The sequence below is a fragment of the Chryseobacterium sp. FH2 genome (assembly GCF_001045455.1).
Lineage (GTDB): Bacteria > Bacteroidota > Bacteroidia > Flavobacteriales > Weeksellaceae > Chryseobacterium.
On the sequence record NZ_LFNE01000002.1, the window covers coordinates 208219 to 225431 of the forward strand.

Sequence of the window (17213 nt, forward strand, 5' to 3'; positions counted from 1 at the left end):
AGCCTTCCAAATATTGGAAGGCTTTTTCTTTATTTTTTTCGTGTAAAGCTCTTATTGTTTGGCTTTTTATATCCCACTGCAGAAGTGGGCTTCTTCTTGTTTTTCTGAGGTCTTGAAGAATTATTACCAGATGGTTTTGGTCTTTCACTTCCTGCATTAAAAGGTTTGTTATTAGAATCTCTTTTCTGGGCCACCAAATCATCTGTATGGAAAGGATGATTTTTTATCACGGGAATTTTCATACCGATAAGTTTTTCAGTGTTTTTAAGGTTTAATAAATCTAAACCGTCAACAAATGAGATAGAATTTCCTTCCGCACCGGCTCTTCCCGTTCTTCCGATTCTGTGAACATACGTTTCTGAAACGTCGGAAAGTTCAAAATTGATAACAAATTTCAATTCATCAATATCAATTCCTCTGGCCGCAATATCGGTAGCCACCAAAACTCTGGTTCTACCTGATTTGAAGTTGGTTAAAGCATTTTGTCTTGCGTTTTGGGACTTATTACCATGGATGGCTTCCGTAGAAACTCCATCAGATTGAAGCTTTCTGGCAATTTTATCAGCGCCGTGTTTTGTTCTCGCAAATACTAAAACAGAATCAGAAATATCATTCTTCAGAATATGGGTAAGAAGGTTCAGTTTATTTTCCTTTTCAACAAAATAAACTGACTGTTGGATAGTTTCTGCTGTGGAAGAAACAGGGGTAACTTCTACTTTTACGGGATTGTTTAAAATAGAATTAGCTAATTTCTGAATTTCCGCAGGCATAGTTGCTGAGAAAAATAAAGTCTGCCTTTTTTGTGGTAAAAGCTTGATAACTCTTTTTACATCATGTACAAAACCCATATCAAGCATCCTGTCTGCCTCATCAAGAACAAAAATCTCGATATTTTTTAAGCTGATTATGCCCTGAGCGATAAAATCTAATAATCTTCCCGGAGTGGCGACCAAAATGTCAACTCCTTTTTTCAAAGCTGCTTCCTGGTTTCCTTGCTTTACTCCGCCAAAAATAACCAATTGCTTTAATGGCAAATATTTACCGTAATCGTTAATATTTTGTTCAATTTGAATCGCCAATTCTCTTGTAGGAGTTAATATTAAAGCTTTAATATGTCTGTTTGGCGTTTTATTTTTAGAAAGATTCTGTAAAATGGGAATTGAAAAAGCTGCTGTTTTTCCTGTTCCTGTCTGTGCGCAACCCAAAAAATCTCTTCCGTCTAAAATTTCAGGAATTGATCTTTCCTGAATGGGAGTGGGGTTTGTATATCCTTGTTCCTGAATTGCTTTTGCAATAGGTTCTATTAAGTTTAAGTCTGTAAAATTCAAATGAATTGTTTTTTTTATTAAAATGAAAATTCCTTCAAAATGAAGGAATTATATATTGCAAAGGTAGTCTAAATATTTTAAATGATTAATTTACTTTTGTCCATTGTTGATTATGTCTTAAATCTTCGAAAAATTTATAAATTTCAGAAAGTTTTTCGCTTCCGCGTTTACCGTAATCTTCTATATTTTTTGAACTTCCGTCAGCAAATTTTACCCTTAAATAAGATGTCGGTAAATCTGTGATGTTTTTTTCACCATATTTATCCTTTGCATTTCTTATATCTAAGTCATTCAGTAATGTAATTAATCTATTATAATCAGCTTCCTTGATTGTCCCTTTAAATGATCCTTCACGGGGTTTGGAAAATTCATCTTTTGAAGGCTTATCATTAAAATTAAAATGTTCTGCTTCAAAAACAGCTGTCCTGTCCGGGTTAATAGTTATTTTGAAAACCGGACAAAATCCGAAACAAGGGGTCGCTTCATATTCAATTTCAGAATATTTTGAGTTTATATTCTGAGAACTGCATGAAAATAAAAAGATAAAGGTGAAGAGGGAAAGTAAATATTTCATAATTTTTAAATCTATTGGGATTCTCTCAAGAATTGTTCCAAAGAGCAATAAAAAAGGAGAAACTAAATTGTTTCTCCTTTAAATTTTATTCATAAATAGTTTTACCCGTGAAGTTTTTTCCAGATTGCATCTTTCAGTTCCGTAAGATTTTCTCCCGTAACACCGGAGAAGAATATAGGCTGTCTGTTTTCAGGAAATTCGGCTGCTATTTCTTTTTTCAGTTCATCATCCAGCAAGTCAGATTTTGATACGGAAATAATGAAATCTTTATCTAATAATTCAGGATTGTATTCCTTTAATTCATTTTCCAGAATTTTAAATTCCTGGAAATGATCTTCAGAATCAGCCGGAATTAAGAATAATAAGATTGAATTTCTTTCAATATGCCTTAAAAACCGATGTCCTAAACCTTTACCTTCAGCAGCTCCTTCAATAATTCCCGGAATATCTGCCATTACAAAAGATTTGTAATTTCTGTAATCAACAATTCCTAAGTTCGGTGTCAAAGTAGTAAATGCGTAGTTGGCAATTTTAGGTTTGGCGGCAGAAACCGAAGCTAAAAGAGTAGATTTGCCTGCATTCGGGAAACCGACAAGGCCTACATCCGCTAAAATTTTGAGCTCGAAAACCACATAACCTTCCTGACCATCCATTCCCGGTTGTGCAAATCTGGGAGTCTGGTTGGTAGAAGACTTGAAATGTTCATTTCCTTTTCCTCCCATTCCTCCTTCCATCAGGATGATTTCCTGGCCATCTTCTAGGATTTCGCCGATGATTTCTCCTTCTTCATTTTTAGCAATAGTCCCAATTGGAACTTCAATATAAACATCAGCTCCGTAAGCTCCCGTTAACTGGTTTTTTCCTCCGTTTTCACCACGTTCGGCTTTTACGTGACGTGTATAACGAAGAGGTAGTAAAGTCCATTCATTGGCATTTCCTTTCATGATAACGTGACCGCCTCGACCACCGTCTCCGCCGTCAGGGCCACCTTTAGGAATATATTTTTCACGGCGAAGATGCGCAGAACCTGCACCACCATGTCCGCTCTTACAATGAATCTTTACGTAATCTACAAAATTTGACATTCAATAAATGTTATGAGTTATGAATTATGAGCTATGAATTTAAAATGAACCTATGACCCATTACTCATAACTATTAATTATTTTATTTTTTCTACTTCAGCAAAAAGTTTTTCGGAGATTTCGTTGATTTCTCCTACACCGTTTACTTCTACATATTTGCCTTGCTGTTTATAAAGCTCGGCAACTTCAGCTGTTTTAGCGTAATATTCTTTAATCCTGTTTTCGATGATTTCCACATTGCTGTCATCGGTTCTTCCGCTTGTTTCACCTCTTTTTAGCAATCTTTCAATCAATACTTTATCTTCTACGATTAATGAAAGGCAAATATCAATATTGTCATTCAATTCATCTTTTACGATTTTTTCCAAAGCTTCTGTCTGAACTGCAGTTCTTGGATATCCGTCAAAAATAAATCCTGCCGCATCAGTCGGCTTTCTCAATTCGTCAATCAGCATATCGATTGTTACCTGATCCGGAACCAATTCTCCCTTATCGATGTAAGATTTTGCTAATTTCCCAAGTTCAGTATTATTTTTCATGTTAAACCTGAAAAGATCGCCTGTTGAGATTTGTTTTAGATTAAATTTCTCGATTAGATTCTGGGCTTGAGTTCCTTTTCCACTTCCTGGAGGACCGAACAGAACAATGTTTATCATAATGTTGATTTGCTTTTGGCATATACAATAAGTTGCAAGCCGTTAGCTTTTTTTAGTTAATATTTACTTTTTATTTCGATGTACTGTTAAAAGCTAATAGCTAACTGCTAAAAGCCGATAGCAAAATTGTTAATGGTTGATTTGTCCTTCTTCTAATTGGTACAAATTCGGTAAATTTCTACCTAATTCATCATAATCTAAACCATAACCAAGAACAAATTTATTTGGAATTTCTTTTCCGATATAATCCAGCTTGAAATCTTTTTTATAAACCTCAGGTTTTAATAAGAAAGAAGCCAGCTTTACAGATTTCGGACGTTGGGTTTCTTTAAAATATTTGAAAAGACTTTCAACGGTATTTCCTGTGTCAACGATATCTTCTACAAGAATGATGTGACGGTCTTTTACGTCCTTCGTCAGTTCCATTTTCTGGTAAACAATTCCTGTGGATTCAGTTCCTGCATAAGAACTCATTTGGATAAAAGCAATCTCACAATTTCCCGGATAATGCTTTAAAAGATCTGAGAAGAACATGATAACTCCGTTCAAAACACCAATGAAAACAGGGACTTCATCCTTGTAATCTTCATAAATTTTCAGTGCTGTTGCTTTTACAATTTCCTGAATTTCGGCATCCTTAAGATAAGGAACAAAAGTTTTGTCGTGAACTTTAATACTTTCCATAAAATTTTTAGTAGGCGGCAAAGTTACGGATTTTTGATGAAAGTTTTTTAAGGTTTGATGGCAAGAAGTGTTTTAGAGTTTTAGGGTAAAAGGGTCTAAATGTTCGCAAGCTTTTGTTTAAAGTGATTTTATACATTTTTCGTTTGCTGGGGCGTTTCAATCAGCAAAGAATACCGGAAGTTCTGTCGTTTTGAATGAAACGGAATGGAATGAGGAATCTGTTTTGATGCGATACTCACAAGATGCTATATGAGATTGCTTCGTCGCTTCGCTCCTCGCAATGACACATATGTAACGAAGTTTTTGAAATATTCAAAAATTATTATCTTTGCAGTTCACAAAACCCAAAAACAACAGGATGTAGGATACAATTTCTTTCAGATTTAATTGAACAATAACAAAATGTTATTGAAGTTTAACCTTAATTAAGAAAGAAATCATGCTTTTTCTACAAAATATATCTTTTGGGTTTCCTGCAGGAAATCTGCTTTTTAATTCTATTAATTTAACAGTACAAACTCATACAAAATCTGCTTTGGTCGGAAGTAACGGCATGGGAAAATCGACCTTGCTGAAAATTATTGCCAACGAAACTGAACCTTTAGGTGGAAGTGTCAATGTTCAGGGAGATATTTTTTACGTTCCGCAGATGTTTGGAAATTTTAACCATTTGACGGTTGCGGAATGTTTGAAAATCAATGAAAAATTAGAGGCGCTTCAAAAAATTACGAGTGGGGAAGTGGATGAAATCTATTTTGAAACTTTGAATGACGATTGGGACATTGAAGAACGTTGTCAAAGTGCTTTACAATATTGGAAGCTTGAAAATTTAGACTTAAACGAAAAACTTGAAAACCTGAGTGGCGGACAGAAAACAAAGGCTTTTCTTGCCGGAATTCAAATCAATCAGCCTGAAATTATTTTATTGGACGAACCGACGAATCATCTCGATTTGGAAGGAAGAAATCTATTGTATGATTTTATTGAGAAAACGAATTCTACGGTTGTGATCGTTAGTCATGATCGTACTTTGCTGAATTTGGTTGATACTATTTTTGAACTGAGCAATCAGGGAATTTCAACGTATGGCGGAAATTATGATTTTTATGCCGAACAAAAAGAAATTGAAAATGAGGCGTTGCAAAACGATATTCATTCCAAAGAACGGGCGCTAAAAAAGGCGAAAGAAAAGGAAAGAGAAACATTGGAACGAAAGCAAAAACTCGATGCGCGTGGAAAAGGAAAACAGGAAAAATCGGGTGTAGCGAGAATTATGATGAATACGCTGCGGAATAACGCGGAGAAAAATTCATCGAAATTGAAATCTGTTCATGCCGAAAAAATCAATGATATTTCCGGTGATTTACGGGATTTGCGTTCGTCAGTGAGAAATTCGGATCAGATGAAAGTGAATTTTAATGATTCGAATCTGCATTCGGGGAAAATTCTGATTTCGGCGGAGGGAATTAATTTTAAATATAATGAAGAAAATCTTTGGAAAGAAAACCTTAATCTTGAAATTCGAAGTGGTGACAGGATTTCGATTAAAGGTTCGAACGGTTCAGGAAAAACAACTTTGATTAAGCTTTTGTTAGGAGATTTACAACCTTGTGTGGGAACAATTTCTAAGTCGGATTTTCAGACGATTTACATTGATCAGGAATATTCTTTAATTAATAAAAAGGCAATGGTCTATGATTTCGCCCAACAATTCAATGACAATGCACTGCAGGAATCAGAAGTAAAAACCTTATTGTCAAGATTTTTATTTGGAAAGGAAACCTGGGACAAAAAATGTGATGTCCTGAGTGGCGGAGAAAGGCTGCGACTTCTTCTGTGCGGACTTTCCATCAGCAATAAAGCTCCCGATATGATGATTCTCGATGAACCGACAAATAATTTAGACCTTCAAAATGTTGAAATTCTGACGAATTCTATTAGAGATTATCAGGGAACTTTGGTGGTGATTTCGCATGATGAGGTGTTTTTGGAGGAAATGGGGGTGAGTGATGAAATTGTTCTGGAGTAGAGATATTCTTTATCCAATCTAGGTGAGATTCTTCATGTTCAAACATTCGTACAGCTGTTCTTATGACTTCACTTGCAGAAAAGAATATTTACCCGATTTAATTTGTTGATTAATAAAATTATCAAAATAATTGCCTAATAATAAATGTGTTTTTTGCCATCACTTCAATTTTAACAAAAGATACCGATTCTTGATATTTAATGTAATTGATGATTGAATTTTTAAGTTAAAATTTTTTCCCAAAAATTCTATTTTTGGGAAGAGGAAATATATAATCACCTTCATATAGATAAAAGACCGGTAAGAAATGATGTTTTTGAGATTGACTCATCTTTGTAAATAAATCAAATATAACGATGATAAAGTAATAAGATACTATTATAAGTATATAAGTATGATTTCCATCCTGCTTAAAAATAAAAACCACCACAAATTTGCTCACCCAATTTTTTAAAAGTAATTTTGCATGAATCTAAAATAAAAGTAAAATATGTCAACTTACGTAGTTGTAGGTCTTCAGTATGGAGATGAAGGTAAAGGAAAAATCACGGATGTTTTATCGGCAAAATCAGATTACGTTGTACGTTTCCAAGGCGGGGACAACGCAGGTCACACGGTTTATGTAGGGGATGAAAAATTCGTTTTGCACCTTCTTCCATCGGGAGTTCTTCAGTGCAAAGGGAAGTGTATCATTGCGAATGGGGTAGTGGTAAACCCTAAATCTTTCATCAAGGAAGTAAACCAAATTGAAAGCAAAGGAATGAGGACTGACCACATTTTTATCAGCAGAAGAGCGCATGTTATCATGCCTTATCACATTCTTTTGGACACTTATCGTGAAGAAGAACACGGAGGAACTCAAATCGGAACGACTAAAAAAGGTATTGGTCCTTGCTATGAAGATAAAATTGCAAGAGTAGGTATCAGAATGATTGATCTTCTGAATCCTGAAATTTTAAGAGATAAAATCGAGAAAAACCTAAAAATTAAGAATTCTCTTTTTGAAAAATATTTCGGAAAACCAACATTGGACGTAGAAGAAATTTACAACGAATTTTTAGAGATTGGAAAACAGCTTCAGTACAGAATCGTTGATACAGAATTAGAATTAAACGAGGCTATCCAGGAAGGTAAAAACGTTTTATTCGAAGGAGCTCAGGCGTTGATGTTGGATATTGATTTTGGTACGTATCCATACGTAACTTCATCTTCTCCATCTACAGGAGGTGTTTGTACAGGAGCAGGGGTGCCGCCAACTTCGCTTCAAAATCTTATTGGTGTTGCGAAAGCATACTGTACAAGAGTAGGAAACGGACCTTTCCCTTCTGAACTGGATAACGAATTGGGTGAAAAAATCAGACAAATCGGTGGTGAATTTGGAGCTACCACAGGAAGACCGAGAAGAACAGGATGGTTAGATCTTGTTTCTTTGAAACATGCTTGTATGATTAACGGTATCAATAACTTGGTAATTACCAAATTAGACGTTCTTACAGGAATTGAAAACCTTAAAATCGTAACACATTATAAAACTGAAGACGGAAAAATCATCGATTATTTCACATCATCAACAGAAAAATTATACAATTACGAACCTATTTATCAGGATTTACCGGGTTGGAAAGAAGATATCACAAAAGCCAGAAGTTATGATGAACTTCCTGATAACGCTCAGAAATATATCGAATTTATCGAGAAGTATTTAGGAATTAACGTTTACTTGGTTTCCGTAGGCCCTGAAAGAAGCCAAAACATTATCAGAAAAGAATTATTCTAAATATAATTTAAAAGAGACTGTCAAATTGATAGTCTCTTTTTTATAATAACTTAGGATAATATATGTTGACGTAAAGAAAATTTTGAGAAAATAATACGTTAAAATAATTGTTGATTAGTTTCTTGAGTATTTTGCATACGCTTTTGCGAGCTTCTCATCGTATTTATTGAGTCTGTAACTTTCTCCATTATATCCTTTGGCGAAAGCTGCCCAGTTTTTAGTTCTCAAATGAGTTAAAAGACCATTTTTCTCAAGAAATTTTCCAAAAGCTTTTAAATGCTCACCTTCATTAATCTCCATTTTTGAAACGAAATCTGTAATGTCAGCATAACCAAGCCCTTTTGCATGAAATCCCATAATCTGGAAACTTCCCCAGGAAGCAGAAGACAGCGCTGCATCTTTAAATTTGGGGTCAGTGCCTAAAGTCATGGCTTTATTCAATCTGTCATATTCTTTTACACCGCCTTGATAATAAATTTTTGTCCATTTTGGATAAAGAATGTCTTTGTGGCTGGAATTATAATAAATATTAGGATTGATTCCTCTTTCCTGTAATTCACTCCAGAAGATGTGTCCCTCAAACAAAATTTTAGGTTTATTATTAATTAAAAAACCTTTTCCGCTGCTTTCAATTTCATTCACTGCTTTTACCGAAGCAAGTTCCAATTTGTATTGATTAGCAAAATTTACCAAATCACTTTCTTTTAAAAATTTGTCAGATGAATTTACGGGAATTGTATTTTTTTGAAGCAAAACAGTCCATGTTTTTATTCCGACAATTCCGTCAACGACTAAAGAGTTTTTTCTTTGGAAATCTTTTACAGCTGCATCCACTTTCAGATTAAACGAATCTGAAATGTTGATGTTGTATCCTAATTTGTAAAGTATCTCACAAAGCGTGAGAACTTCCGGTGCTTTTGTATAATATTTTAAAAGCTTCATCACTGTTAATTTTTTAGTTATAAATTTTTAATTCGCTTCCCGAAAGTTTCCAGATCTTGAATTTTGATTCTTTTGTTTAAAATCAAAGAATTAGTAAATAGGTATTTTCGGCATCCTCTCACAAATCATTCCGATCAAAAAAAATGACTTAAATTTCACTTCCTCTCTTTGAAGTCTGTACTCCAGATTCAGAGGGGTTGTATTTGCTACGCTGAAATTTTGGTTTAAAACGGCATAATCATCAATTCTTAATTCTATGCTGTATTCCCCGATAGGAATAACCTGGCTGATAATTCCGATTTCATTGGTTTCTATTTCAAAAATTCTGCTGTTGTTCGTTCCTTTGATGGAAATCGAGCATTTATAAACCGGGTCATTATTTATTTTGTCAAAAACTTTAAATTGCACATTTGCTCCTGTTGGCTGAACCGGATAGGTGATAGGGATAAAGATTCCCGGGATTTTTATTGGAGCGACTGGATTGGGCTGAACCGGTTTTATGGGTTGAGGCTGAGGTGTGATAATGGTAGTAACAGGTCGTAAATTTCGAGCACTGTTTAAGACGTTCATATTTATTGTATTGTTGAAAGCAACATTCGGGGTTGCTTTTAAAGATTCGGCTTCGGGTTGTACAGCTGATTTTTCGATGAAATCATTTTGTACGGAACTTTTTGTATTCTCGGCAATAGCTGTTTTTCGGGTTAAGGTATTTAATTGATCAGATTTTATGGTTCTCACGTTCGTGACTGCTTTCAGGAATTTCTGATTGTTATTTTTATTTACAAAAAGCTGTTGTTTCATGATTAGCGGACCGAAATATATCAGTTGATTAGGATTGTTTACCGTATCGTTGGTGATGGAAGAATTTAAAACTATTTTTAAATTTTTAATTAAAATCATGGTTTTAGGAAATGCAGGCAACTTAAAATCGTTTGAAATCGTTTGTCCGTCAGATATTTTTTTAGTTTCATTCCATTCAAACCAATCAGACATCATGAAGTTCTTATTAAACCAGTTTCTTTTTAAATGTACAAATGAATAGTCGAGTTCTACGGCTTCAATAATGCTCTCATCGTAATCAATGGAAAGAATCTCTGCGGGTAAATTTTCATTCGCGGTTTTGGCTTCCTGAAATAATTTGTCGAGTTCAGTTTTTTCAATTCTCATGCTGTTCCACCCGGATTCATTTTCCATAAAATCGTATGGAATGAAATTAATATCATGAATGGAAGAATTGTTAATTACATCTGTTTTTTCAGCAGCATCAAAGATATTTTTTGCATTTTGAGCCATCGCGAGATATAAATCTGCGTCTGAAGTTTTATTGATCCTTCCAAGTTCTTTTTCGATCAAATCTTTACTTCCTTTTATTTTCCATTCAGAAAATGCCAATTCTTTTAGATTATTAAGGCTTACCAGTTTGTCGTTCCAATTATTTTTTTCTTCGTCATTGTCTAATCCGTCAAATAATTCAAGATGAGAGGCGATATTATTTATCGTTTCTTCATAAGCTGTTCTGTATTTTTTATAATTTTTAAATTCTTTGGTTTCTGCATTTTTTGAATCATAAAGAATTGTACTTTGGTTGTTGACTACTTTATCTAAATTTTCCTCAAGGTTTTTTAAATTATTCTTATCTAAAATATCCCGGTAAATATCAAATAACGAATTATTGGGGTTCAAATCCCAGAAGTTTGGAGAAATCGGCACAGAGTTGAGCTCATAAGCCACATTTTGCTTTTTGATGATAGAAAGCGCTTTTTTCTGATCATCATTTAATAGGCTTTGAGGTTTTAAAAGCTCAAGTTCTTCGTTTTCATAGACTCTCAGGGACGGACAAATCATTGGTAAATCATTTTCCATCGAGCTTTGAGACATATAAGTGTCTTTCAGCTTTTGGTAAACGGCAATAAAGTATTTCATGGCTATTAGTTTTGATTATTAGTTTGGGAAATAACCGACAGAAAAAGAAATTCTGCCGGTTATTCTTTATGAGAAGGATATTATGATTTCCCGTCAGTCCATTTTTTGATTTCAGGATTTGGGTTTGGAGATTGTGGAACGACGTGGCATTTGTAACCTATGATATAAATTCCGTCAGAAGTTAATTTTTTACCGTTCCATTTTGCGTTTGATTTTACATCCTGATTATCATAGCTGTATGTTCCTCCAAATACAAATGGCCCTATTCCTACCGCAGCTCCTGAGCTTACAGAATTTTTAACATCAGTAAATGCGGTGCTGTTGTTTGAGAAATCCAGGTTTACGTCTTTTGCAATGATTAATTCTGTAATAATTGATGGCATCAGACCTTTACCTTTTCCGTCGCTGATGATATCTCCGTTTAATGTTTGAGGAGATTGCTCGTGAAGTTTCCAGTATTTGGATTCAATAAATTGTTGATTAAACCAGCCTCTTTCCACTCTTACTTTTCCTAATTTGAAAGAGATTTTCATATTAGTATAGTCGGTGTTGATTTTAGTTTTTTCATGTTTTCCACCACCTTTTGCCCCTATTGAGAAAATTCCAAGGCTGAATCCTGCTGCAGCGCCCCAGTTGTGGACTGTTTTAGAATAATCATAATTTGATTCTCCTTCCACGATGGTTACAGTCGGCCATCCTTTAGATTCTTTTAAGGCATTGGCAGCCACTGGGATAGAAGGTGAGTAGTTTGTATAATCTAAAACTCTCGTTCTCTGGCTGTTTCTGAATTCAGATTCCATTCTCTTTTTGATGACTAGCATATTTTTCTGCTCCACTTCACTTAAATAGTTCTGGATATTTTCAACGGCTTCTTTGTAACCTAAGGATTGCCATGCTTTTAAAGCTGCATCTTCACGTTTTTTCATGTTTTTTCCGTCGATGGAAAGTTTAGCCATAGCTTCAGCATCTCCGTTGTCAGCGGAGGTTCTGATTTCGTTGTTTGCATCTACAATATCGTAGTATTTCATCTGGTATTCAATGTATTTTGCGTAAGTAGGTGACACGAAAGTATGGAAAATTTCAGGTTTGTTCATATCATCAATCGGTGCGCTTTCGTCAAAATCGGAATTTTTTACTTTTTTGATTTTGAATAATTTATCTCTTAAAGTATTCAGTTTCTTTTCTACCTTTTCGTCAAATTGTGTATCAACTACGACAGACCATTGTAAAAGATCTTCGTAAACTTTAGAAACTCTCTTTTGAGAATCATTCATAATACTCATGATAGACATTTCTCGTCCATTTCCTGTCTTTGTAAGAGGTGGCATTTGAGAAGGAATTACGTCTACCATTGCTGCAAACTGTTCCATTTGAAGGTATTTTCTGAATTTGCTGTTTGATAAAGCATTTTGATAAGCTTCCATGTCGATTTTCGGATTTCCGTTGGCATCAAGAATTGGTTTTCCTGTTCCGTCTAATAATGGCTTTGGAGAAGGTGCGTCTCCGAAAAGTCCGTTTAATGCATAATCAAAAGTGTCCTCGGAAAGTGTAACGCCTACCGGATCGAATGCAATGAAGTCATTTGGTCCTAAAGAATCAGGGTTTCCTCCGTTGGTTACAGTGTCATAAACTTGTTTTAAAAGCATGCTCATCAGTGAATTTGATTTTGCTTCTTGAGTTAAAGTTGGCATAATTATAAGTTTTAAATTTTTTCTTGCTTACTCTTTTCGGTTTTCAGCATCCCCGATTTTCTATGATACAAATATCTGGCAGGTTTAGAAATTAATTCTCAGTAATTTTCCGATTTTATAATGGGGTTTTTACTGTTTTTACGTTTTATGTTGTATTTTATTAATTAATAAGAAGGTTATTGTAGTAAATCATGAATAATTAAATGTTGCCAAACCCCTGATATTACCCCAAAAGACCTATGAATTTATAAATCGAGGTATTTTTTTTTTAATATGACCGTTTTTAGCTGCTGTTGGATTTATAAATTCAGGAATGTACTTGCTAATAATTGAGGTTTTATCGTTTTTTTGGCAATAATTTTGAATTTATAAAAGCAGTTATCAATAAAATGATGAAAATTGATAATTGTAACAATTTAAATATGTATAGTGATGAAACAATTACAATCAAACCAGGAATTTCGTTTTAATGAAATCCTTTTCGAACACAGAAACAAAGAATATGGGGCGTATGTTCTTAGAAATGAATCTGACAAAATTTTAACAAAAGCGCTTTTTATAGGTGTGAGCTTGCTAGCCGCGATTTCTATAAGCCCGTTTGTGGTTTCGGCTTTTGAATCTGAAGTGCCAACAAAAATACCCGAAGGAGTGGAGATTGTATTGCGAGATCCTGTAGTTCCTGAGCAATTGGTAGCACCCCCAAAAGATAATCCTGTAAAACCTGCTACAGCTCCTGACGTAAAAACGGTTGATGAAAGATTGCCGGAACCTAAAGCTCATGTAACAAATGAAAAAGTTGTAGAGAAGATTGAAGGTGCAATTGCAGGAGTTAAGAATAATCCGGAAGGTGAAGTAGCGCCTCCGAATAAGTATGTACCGATAGCTCCGGCTCCGGGCCCTGCAATTAATTATTCACCTCCAACTTTACCGGAAACTCCAAAGGTTGATAAAAACAAAATTGTTGATGCCGGTGATTTGGCTGTAGAAGCGGTTTTTGAAGGGGGTATCAATTCATTCAGAAATAAAGTAATGAGCAATTTTGATGGTTCAGGAATTGAATCAAATGGAGATGTGATGAAAACTACCGTTACTTTTATCGTTGAAATTGACGGTAGTATTTCGGGAATTAAAGCCAATGGGTCGGATGCTGATTTTAACAGCGAAGCGATTAGAACAATCAAATCTATTTCCAACAAAGGAAAATGGAAACCAGGAAAAAATAAACAAGGCGAATCTGTCAGAAGTTATTTCAAATTCCCTATATCAATGAAGTTTGAATAAGTGATAAAAATAAATATTGAATAGTTATCCACAAAGAATTTTTTTTGTGGATAATTTTTTTTATTGCTAAATTGCTTATTAACAATATTTTAACTCAATTTTGGTTTTATCGATTCATTGAGAGCAAGGAAAAATGTGTATTTTTGAGGCTTAAAGTTCTAATAATGGCAAAAATCATAGGAATCGCTAATCAAAAAGGCGGGGTAGGTAAAACTACTACGGCTGTAAACCTTGCAGCTGCGTTAGGAGTATTGGAGAAGAAAATATTAATCATCGATGCTGATCCACAGGCAAATGCAACGTCCGGATTGGGGGTTGATTATGTTCAGTATTCCACTTATAATTTGCTAGAACACAGTGCAGATACGAGAAGCTGCATCAAACAGACAACTACGCCCAATTTGGATATTGTTCCTTCTCACATCGACTTGGTAGCAGCGGAAATAGAATTAGTAGACAAAGAAGAGCGTGAGTATATGCTAAAAAAAGCATTACAAAGCGTAAGAGCTGACTACGATTATATTATTATTGACTGCGCGCCTAGCTTAGGATTGATTACAGTAAATGCTTTAACAGCAGCTGATTCGGTAATTATTCCTATTCAATGTGAGTATTTTGCCTTAGAAGGATTAGGAAAACTTTTGAACACGATTAAAAACGTTCAGAAAATTCACAATAAAGATTTGGACATTGAAGGGCTGCTTCTTACCATGTATGACAGCAGATTGAGATTATCTAACCAGGTAGTTGAAGAAGTGCACGCTCACTTTCCTGAAATGGTTTTCGAAACGATTATCAGCAGAAACGTAAGGTTAAGTGAAGCTCCGAGTTTTGGGGAAAGTATCTTAAATTATGATGCTGAAAGCAAAGGAGCCATTCAGTATATCCAACTGGCAGAAGAAGTTCTGTTGAAAAATGAAAAGTTAGTAAAAAATTAAAAAGAGTGTAAAGCCATAAGCTTAAAGCATAATATGAAGGACAAGAAAAGAGCAATGGGACGTGGTTTGGGTGCTATTTTAAGTGCCGAATCCAAAGCGACAATCAATTCTGCAACAGATGAAGGTGCAGACAAGTTTGTAGGAAATATCGTAGAAGTCGCACTTGAAGATATTTACCCGAATCCCACTCAGCCAAGAACTTATTTTGACGAGAAAGCGTTAAACGAACTTGCCAAATCTATCGGGAGCTTAGGGGTAATTCAGCCTATTACTTTACGAAAAGATGGTGAAAGGTTCGAAATTATATCTGGAGAAAGACGTTTCAGAGCATCTAAAATTGCTGGTTTAACTTCTATTCCGGCTTATATCCGTTTGGTGAATGATCAGGAGCTTCTTGAAATGGCCCTTGTTGAGAATATCCAAAGAGAAGATCTGGATGCGATCGAAATTGCATTAACATATCAGAGGTTGATGGATGAAGTAGGTCTTACTCAGGAAAATCTTAGCCAAAGAGTCGGAAAGGATAGAAGCACAATTACCAACTCAATCAGGTTGTTGAGGTTAAGCCCTGATATTCAGAATGCTATTCGTAGTGGCGAAATTTCTGCAGGACATGGCAGGGCAATTATCAGCCTTGAAAGTGAGGAGCATCAGCAGATTTTATTTGATTTAATTATTAAAGAAAAATTGAATGTCCGTCAGTCTGAACAGGCTGCTACTGCACTAAAAAATCCAAAGTCACCGACTGCAAAAAAAGTAAATGCGGAGCTTTCAAATAATTATAAAAGAGCACAGAAGACAATCGCCGATATTCTTGATGTAAAAGTTGAGATTAAAGCTTCTGCAAACGGTAAAAAAGGGAAAATTGTTCTGGACTTCAAAAATGAAGATGAGCTGGAATATATTTTATCTCATATTAAATAAATGAAAAAATTACTTTTCACTTTTTTCTTGTGTCTTTTTGCATTGGCATATTCACAAGTTAATCCAAATGATACTATTCGGGTAGAACACTACCCGAAGGACAGTATTTCTGCGGCAAAACCTGCAAAATCTGAGGCTTCTATAGTTCAGGATATTGAAAAGGTAAATGCAAAAACCTTGAAAAAAGCTCAAATCACAAAACTTAATCCTACAAAAGCAGGTTTGTATTCTGCAGTTTTGCCGGGATTAGGGCAGTATTACAACAAAAAATACTGGAAAATCCCAATCGTTTGGGGAGCTGTAGGTGTGGGAGCCGGAATTGCTATCTGGAATGACAATCAATATAAAAAATACAGAGGATACTATATTGCAAAACTGAACGGAACTCCCGATGAATTTGTTGACAGTCATCCGTGGCTGGATAAAGTTGCACTAGGAAATGCACAAGACAGGGCTAAAAGGCAGAGAGATTATGCCATTGCCATCACAGGCCTTATTTATATTTTAAATATTATGGATGCTGTAGTAGATGCCCATCTTTACGAAGGTCGTCATGATCCGGACTTATCATTCAGTCCTGCTGTTATTCAGGATGATTTTGGGATTGCTCCTCCGAAAACAGGGTTAAGTTTAAGTTATAGATTTTAATCAATATAAAATTTTATGAAAATAGCATTAGTAGGATATGGGAAAATGGGTAAAATCATTGATGAAATTGCCACAAAAAGGGGTCATGAAGTAGTGGCCCGTCTGAAAGAGACTCCTACTGCTGAAAATCTTAATAATCCAGATGTGGCGATTGAATTTTCTTTACCGGAAGTAGCATTTGAAAATATCAAAGTCTGCCTGGAAAATAAAATTCCTGTAATCTGTGGGACAACAGGGTGGCTTGAAAAGAAGCCTGAAATAGAACAAATTGCAGTTGATAACGGAACAGCATTTTTATATGGTTCAAATTTTAGTTTAGGAGTGAATTTATTTTTTGCTTTAAACGAAAAATTGGCAGACTTAATGAAAAATGTCGATGAATATTCTTGTCAGTTAGAAGAAATTCACCACATTCATAAGCTTGATGCCCCAAGTGGGACGGCAATTTCCATTGCAGAGGGTATCTTTAAACATAATCCAAAATTTGAAGCATGGAAGCTGGAAGAGACACAAGGGAATCAGTTGGGTATTTTTGCAATCCGTGAAGATGAAGTTCCTGGTACTCATAGTGTTTTCTACAGAAGCGAGGTTGACGAAATTGAAATTAAGCACACTGCTTTTAATAGAAATGGTTTTGCGCTGGGAGCAGTAGTCGCTGCAGAATGGATTAAAGGAAAAAAAGGAAATTTCGCTATGAAAGATGTTTTGGGACTTTAATTTGTAACAAATCTCT

General features: G+C 35.0%; 15 protein-coding genes. 7 read left to right on the top strand and 8 right to left on the bottom strand.

Annotated elements, in window-relative coordinates:
* Nucleotides 1-29 precede the first annotated feature (29 nt).
* The 5 genes from ACM39_RS03775 to ACM39_RS03795 form a co-directional block, all read right to left on the bottom strand.
* Nucleotides 30-1328 carry a DEAD/DEAH box helicase gene (locus tag ACM39_RS03775; RefSeq protein WP_048509692.1) on the bottom strand — a complete coding sequence of 433 codons (1299 nt, stop codon included), beginning with the start codon at nt 1326-1328 and terminating at the stop codon, nt 30-32.
* An 85-nt stretch (nt 1329-1413) separates the two neighbouring features.
* Nucleotides 1414-1902, bottom strand: coding sequence for a DUF6438 domain-containing protein (locus tag ACM39_RS03780; RefSeq protein WP_048509693.1), 489 nt, complete (start codon nt 1900-1902; stop codon nt 1414-1416).
* 101 nt (nt 1903-2003) lie between these two features.
* The gene (gene obgE, locus ACM39_RS03785) at nt 2004-2987 is read right to left on the bottom strand and encodes a GTPase ObgE (protein WP_048509694.1); all 984 of its coding nucleotides are present in this window, start codon (nt 2985-2987) and stop codon (nt 2004-2006) included.
* Nucleotides 2988-3064: 77 nt separating this feature from the next.
* The gene (locus ACM39_RS03790) at nt 3065-3643 is read right to left on the bottom strand and encodes an adenylate kinase (RefSeq protein WP_048509695.1); all 579 of its coding nucleotides are present in this window, start codon (nt 3641-3643) and stop codon (nt 3065-3067) included.
* 129 nt (nt 3644-3772) lie between these two features.
* Nucleotides 3773-4327, bottom strand: a complete 555-nt coding sequence (locus ACM39_RS03795; protein ID WP_048509696.1) for a phosphoribosyltransferase — start codon at nt 4325-4327, stop codon at nt 3773-3775.
* 439 nt (nt 4328-4766) lie between these two features.
* Between ACM39_RS03795 and ACM39_RS03800 the strand changes: the two genes are divergently transcribed.
* Together ACM39_RS03800 and ACM39_RS03805 are read left to right on the top strand one after the other, a co-directional pair.
* Entirely contained in the window at nt 4767-6356 is a 1590-nt protein-coding gene (locus tag ACM39_RS03800) for an ABC-F family ATP-binding cassette domain-containing protein (protein WP_048509697.1), read from the top strand.
* A 490-nt stretch (nt 6357-6846) separates the two neighbouring features.
* The gene (locus ACM39_RS03805; protein ID WP_048509698.1) at nt 6847-8133 is read left to right on the top strand and encodes an adenylosuccinate synthase; all 1287 of its coding nucleotides are present in this window, start codon (nt 6847-6849) and stop codon (nt 8131-8133) included.
* A gap of 114 nt (nt 8134-8247) precedes the next feature.
* Here the strand turns inward: ACM39_RS03805 and ACM39_RS03810 are convergent, their stop codons facing one another.
* From ACM39_RS03810 to ACM39_RS03820, 3 genes are all read right to left on the bottom strand, one after another.
* Nucleotides 8248-9075, bottom strand: coding sequence for an N-acetylmuramidase family protein (locus tag ACM39_RS03810; RefSeq protein ID WP_048509699.1), 828 nt, complete (start codon nt 9073-9075; stop codon nt 8248-8250).
* Between the two features lie 90 nt (nt 9076-9165).
* Nucleotides 9166-10998, bottom strand: a complete 1833-nt coding sequence (locus ACM39_RS03815; protein WP_131701400.1) for a hypothetical protein — start codon at nt 10996-10998, stop codon at nt 9166-9168.
* Nucleotides 10999-11078: 80 nt separating this feature from the next.
* Nucleotides 11079-12689 (bottom strand): hypothetical protein, encoded by a 1611-nt coding sequence (locus ACM39_RS03820; protein WP_048509701.1) that lies wholly within the window; start codon nt 12687-12689, stop codon nt 11079-11081.
* Between the two features lie 432 nt (nt 12690-13121).
* Between ACM39_RS03820 and ACM39_RS03825 the strand changes: the two genes are divergently transcribed.
* The 5 genes from ACM39_RS03825 (at nt 13122) to dapB (ending at nt 17197) form a co-directional block, all read left to right on the top strand.
* Nucleotides 13122-13970: a hypothetical protein gene (locus ACM39_RS03825; protein ID WP_048509702.1), complete on the top strand. Its 849-nt coding sequence runs from the start codon at nt 13122-13124 to the stop codon at nt 13968-13970.
* Nucleotides 13971-14134: 164 nt separating this feature from the next.
* The gene (locus ACM39_RS03830; protein WP_048509703.1) at nt 14135-14908 is read left to right on the top strand and encodes a ParA family protein; all 774 of its coding nucleotides are present in this window, start codon (nt 14135-14137) and stop codon (nt 14906-14908) included.
* A gap of 33 nt (nt 14909-14941) precedes the next feature.
* The gene (locus ACM39_RS03835; protein ID WP_048509704.1) at nt 14942-15832 is read left to right on the top strand and encodes a ParB/RepB/Spo0J family partition protein; all 891 of its coding nucleotides are present in this window, start codon (nt 14942-14944) and stop codon (nt 15830-15832) included.
* On the top strand, nt 15833-16480 hold the full coding sequence (locus ACM39_RS03840; protein WP_048509705.1) for a DUF5683 domain-containing protein: 648 nt from the start codon (nt 15833-15835) through the stop codon (nt 16478-16480).
* Nucleotides 16481-16495: 15 nt separating this feature from the next.
* Nucleotides 16496-17197 (top strand): 4-hydroxy-tetrahydrodipicolinate reductase, encoded by a 702-nt coding sequence (gene dapB, locus ACM39_RS03845; RefSeq protein ID WP_048509706.1) that lies wholly within the window; start codon nt 16496-16498, stop codon nt 17195-17197.
* Nucleotides 17198-17213: the final 16 nt, after the last annotated feature.

Coding starts and splice junctions, on each gene's coding strand:
- ACM39_RS03780 (WP_048509693.1), bottom strand. CDS start 1,902: ATGAAATATTTACTTTCCCTCTTCACCTTTATCTTTTTATTTTCATGC.
- obgE (WP_048509694.1), bottom strand. CDS start 2,987: ATGTCAAATTTTGTAGATTACGTAAAGATTCATTGTAAGAGCGGACAT.
- ACM39_RS03790 (WP_048509695.1), bottom strand. CDS start 3,643: ATGATAAACATTGTTCTGTTCGGTCCTCCAGGAAGTGGAAAAGGAACT.
- ACM39_RS03795 (WP_048509696.1), bottom strand. CDS start 4,327: ATGGAAAGTATTAAAGTTCACGACAAAACTTTTGTTCCTTATCTTAAG.
- ACM39_RS03800 (WP_048509697.1), top strand. CDS start 4,767: ATGCTTTTTCTACAAAATATATCTTTTGGGTTTCCTGCAGGAAATCTG.
- ACM39_RS03805 (WP_048509698.1), top strand. CDS start 6,847: ATGTCAACTTACGTAGTTGTAGGTCTTCAGTATGGAGATGAAGGTAAA.
- ACM39_RS03810 (WP_048509699.1), bottom strand. CDS start 9,075: ATGAAGCTTTTAAAATATTATACAAAAGCACCGGAAGTTCTCACGCTT.
- ACM39_RS03815 (WP_131701400.1), bottom strand. CDS start 10,998: ATGAAATACTTTATTGCCGTTTACCAAAAGCTGAAAGACACTTATATG.
- ACM39_RS03820 (WP_048509701.1), bottom strand. CDS start 12,689: ATGCCAACTTTAACTCAAGAAGCAAAATCAAATTCACTGATGAGCATG.
- ACM39_RS03825 (WP_048509702.1), top strand. CDS start 13,122: ATGAAACAATTACAATCAAACCAGGAATTTCGTTTTAATGAAATCCTT.
- ACM39_RS03830 (WP_048509703.1), top strand. CDS start 14,135: ATGGCAAAAATCATAGGAATCGCTAATCAAAAAGGCGGGGTAGGTAAA.
- ACM39_RS03835 (WP_048509704.1), top strand. CDS start 14,942: ATGAAGGACAAGAAAAGAGCAATGGGACGTGGTTTGGGTGCTATTTTA.
- ACM39_RS03840 (WP_048509705.1), top strand. CDS start 15,833: ATGAAAAAATTACTTTTCACTTTTTTCTTGTGTCTTTTTGCATTGGCA.
- dapB (WP_048509706.1), top strand. CDS start 16,496: ATGAAAATAGCATTAGTAGGATATGGGAAAATGGGTAAAATCATTGAT.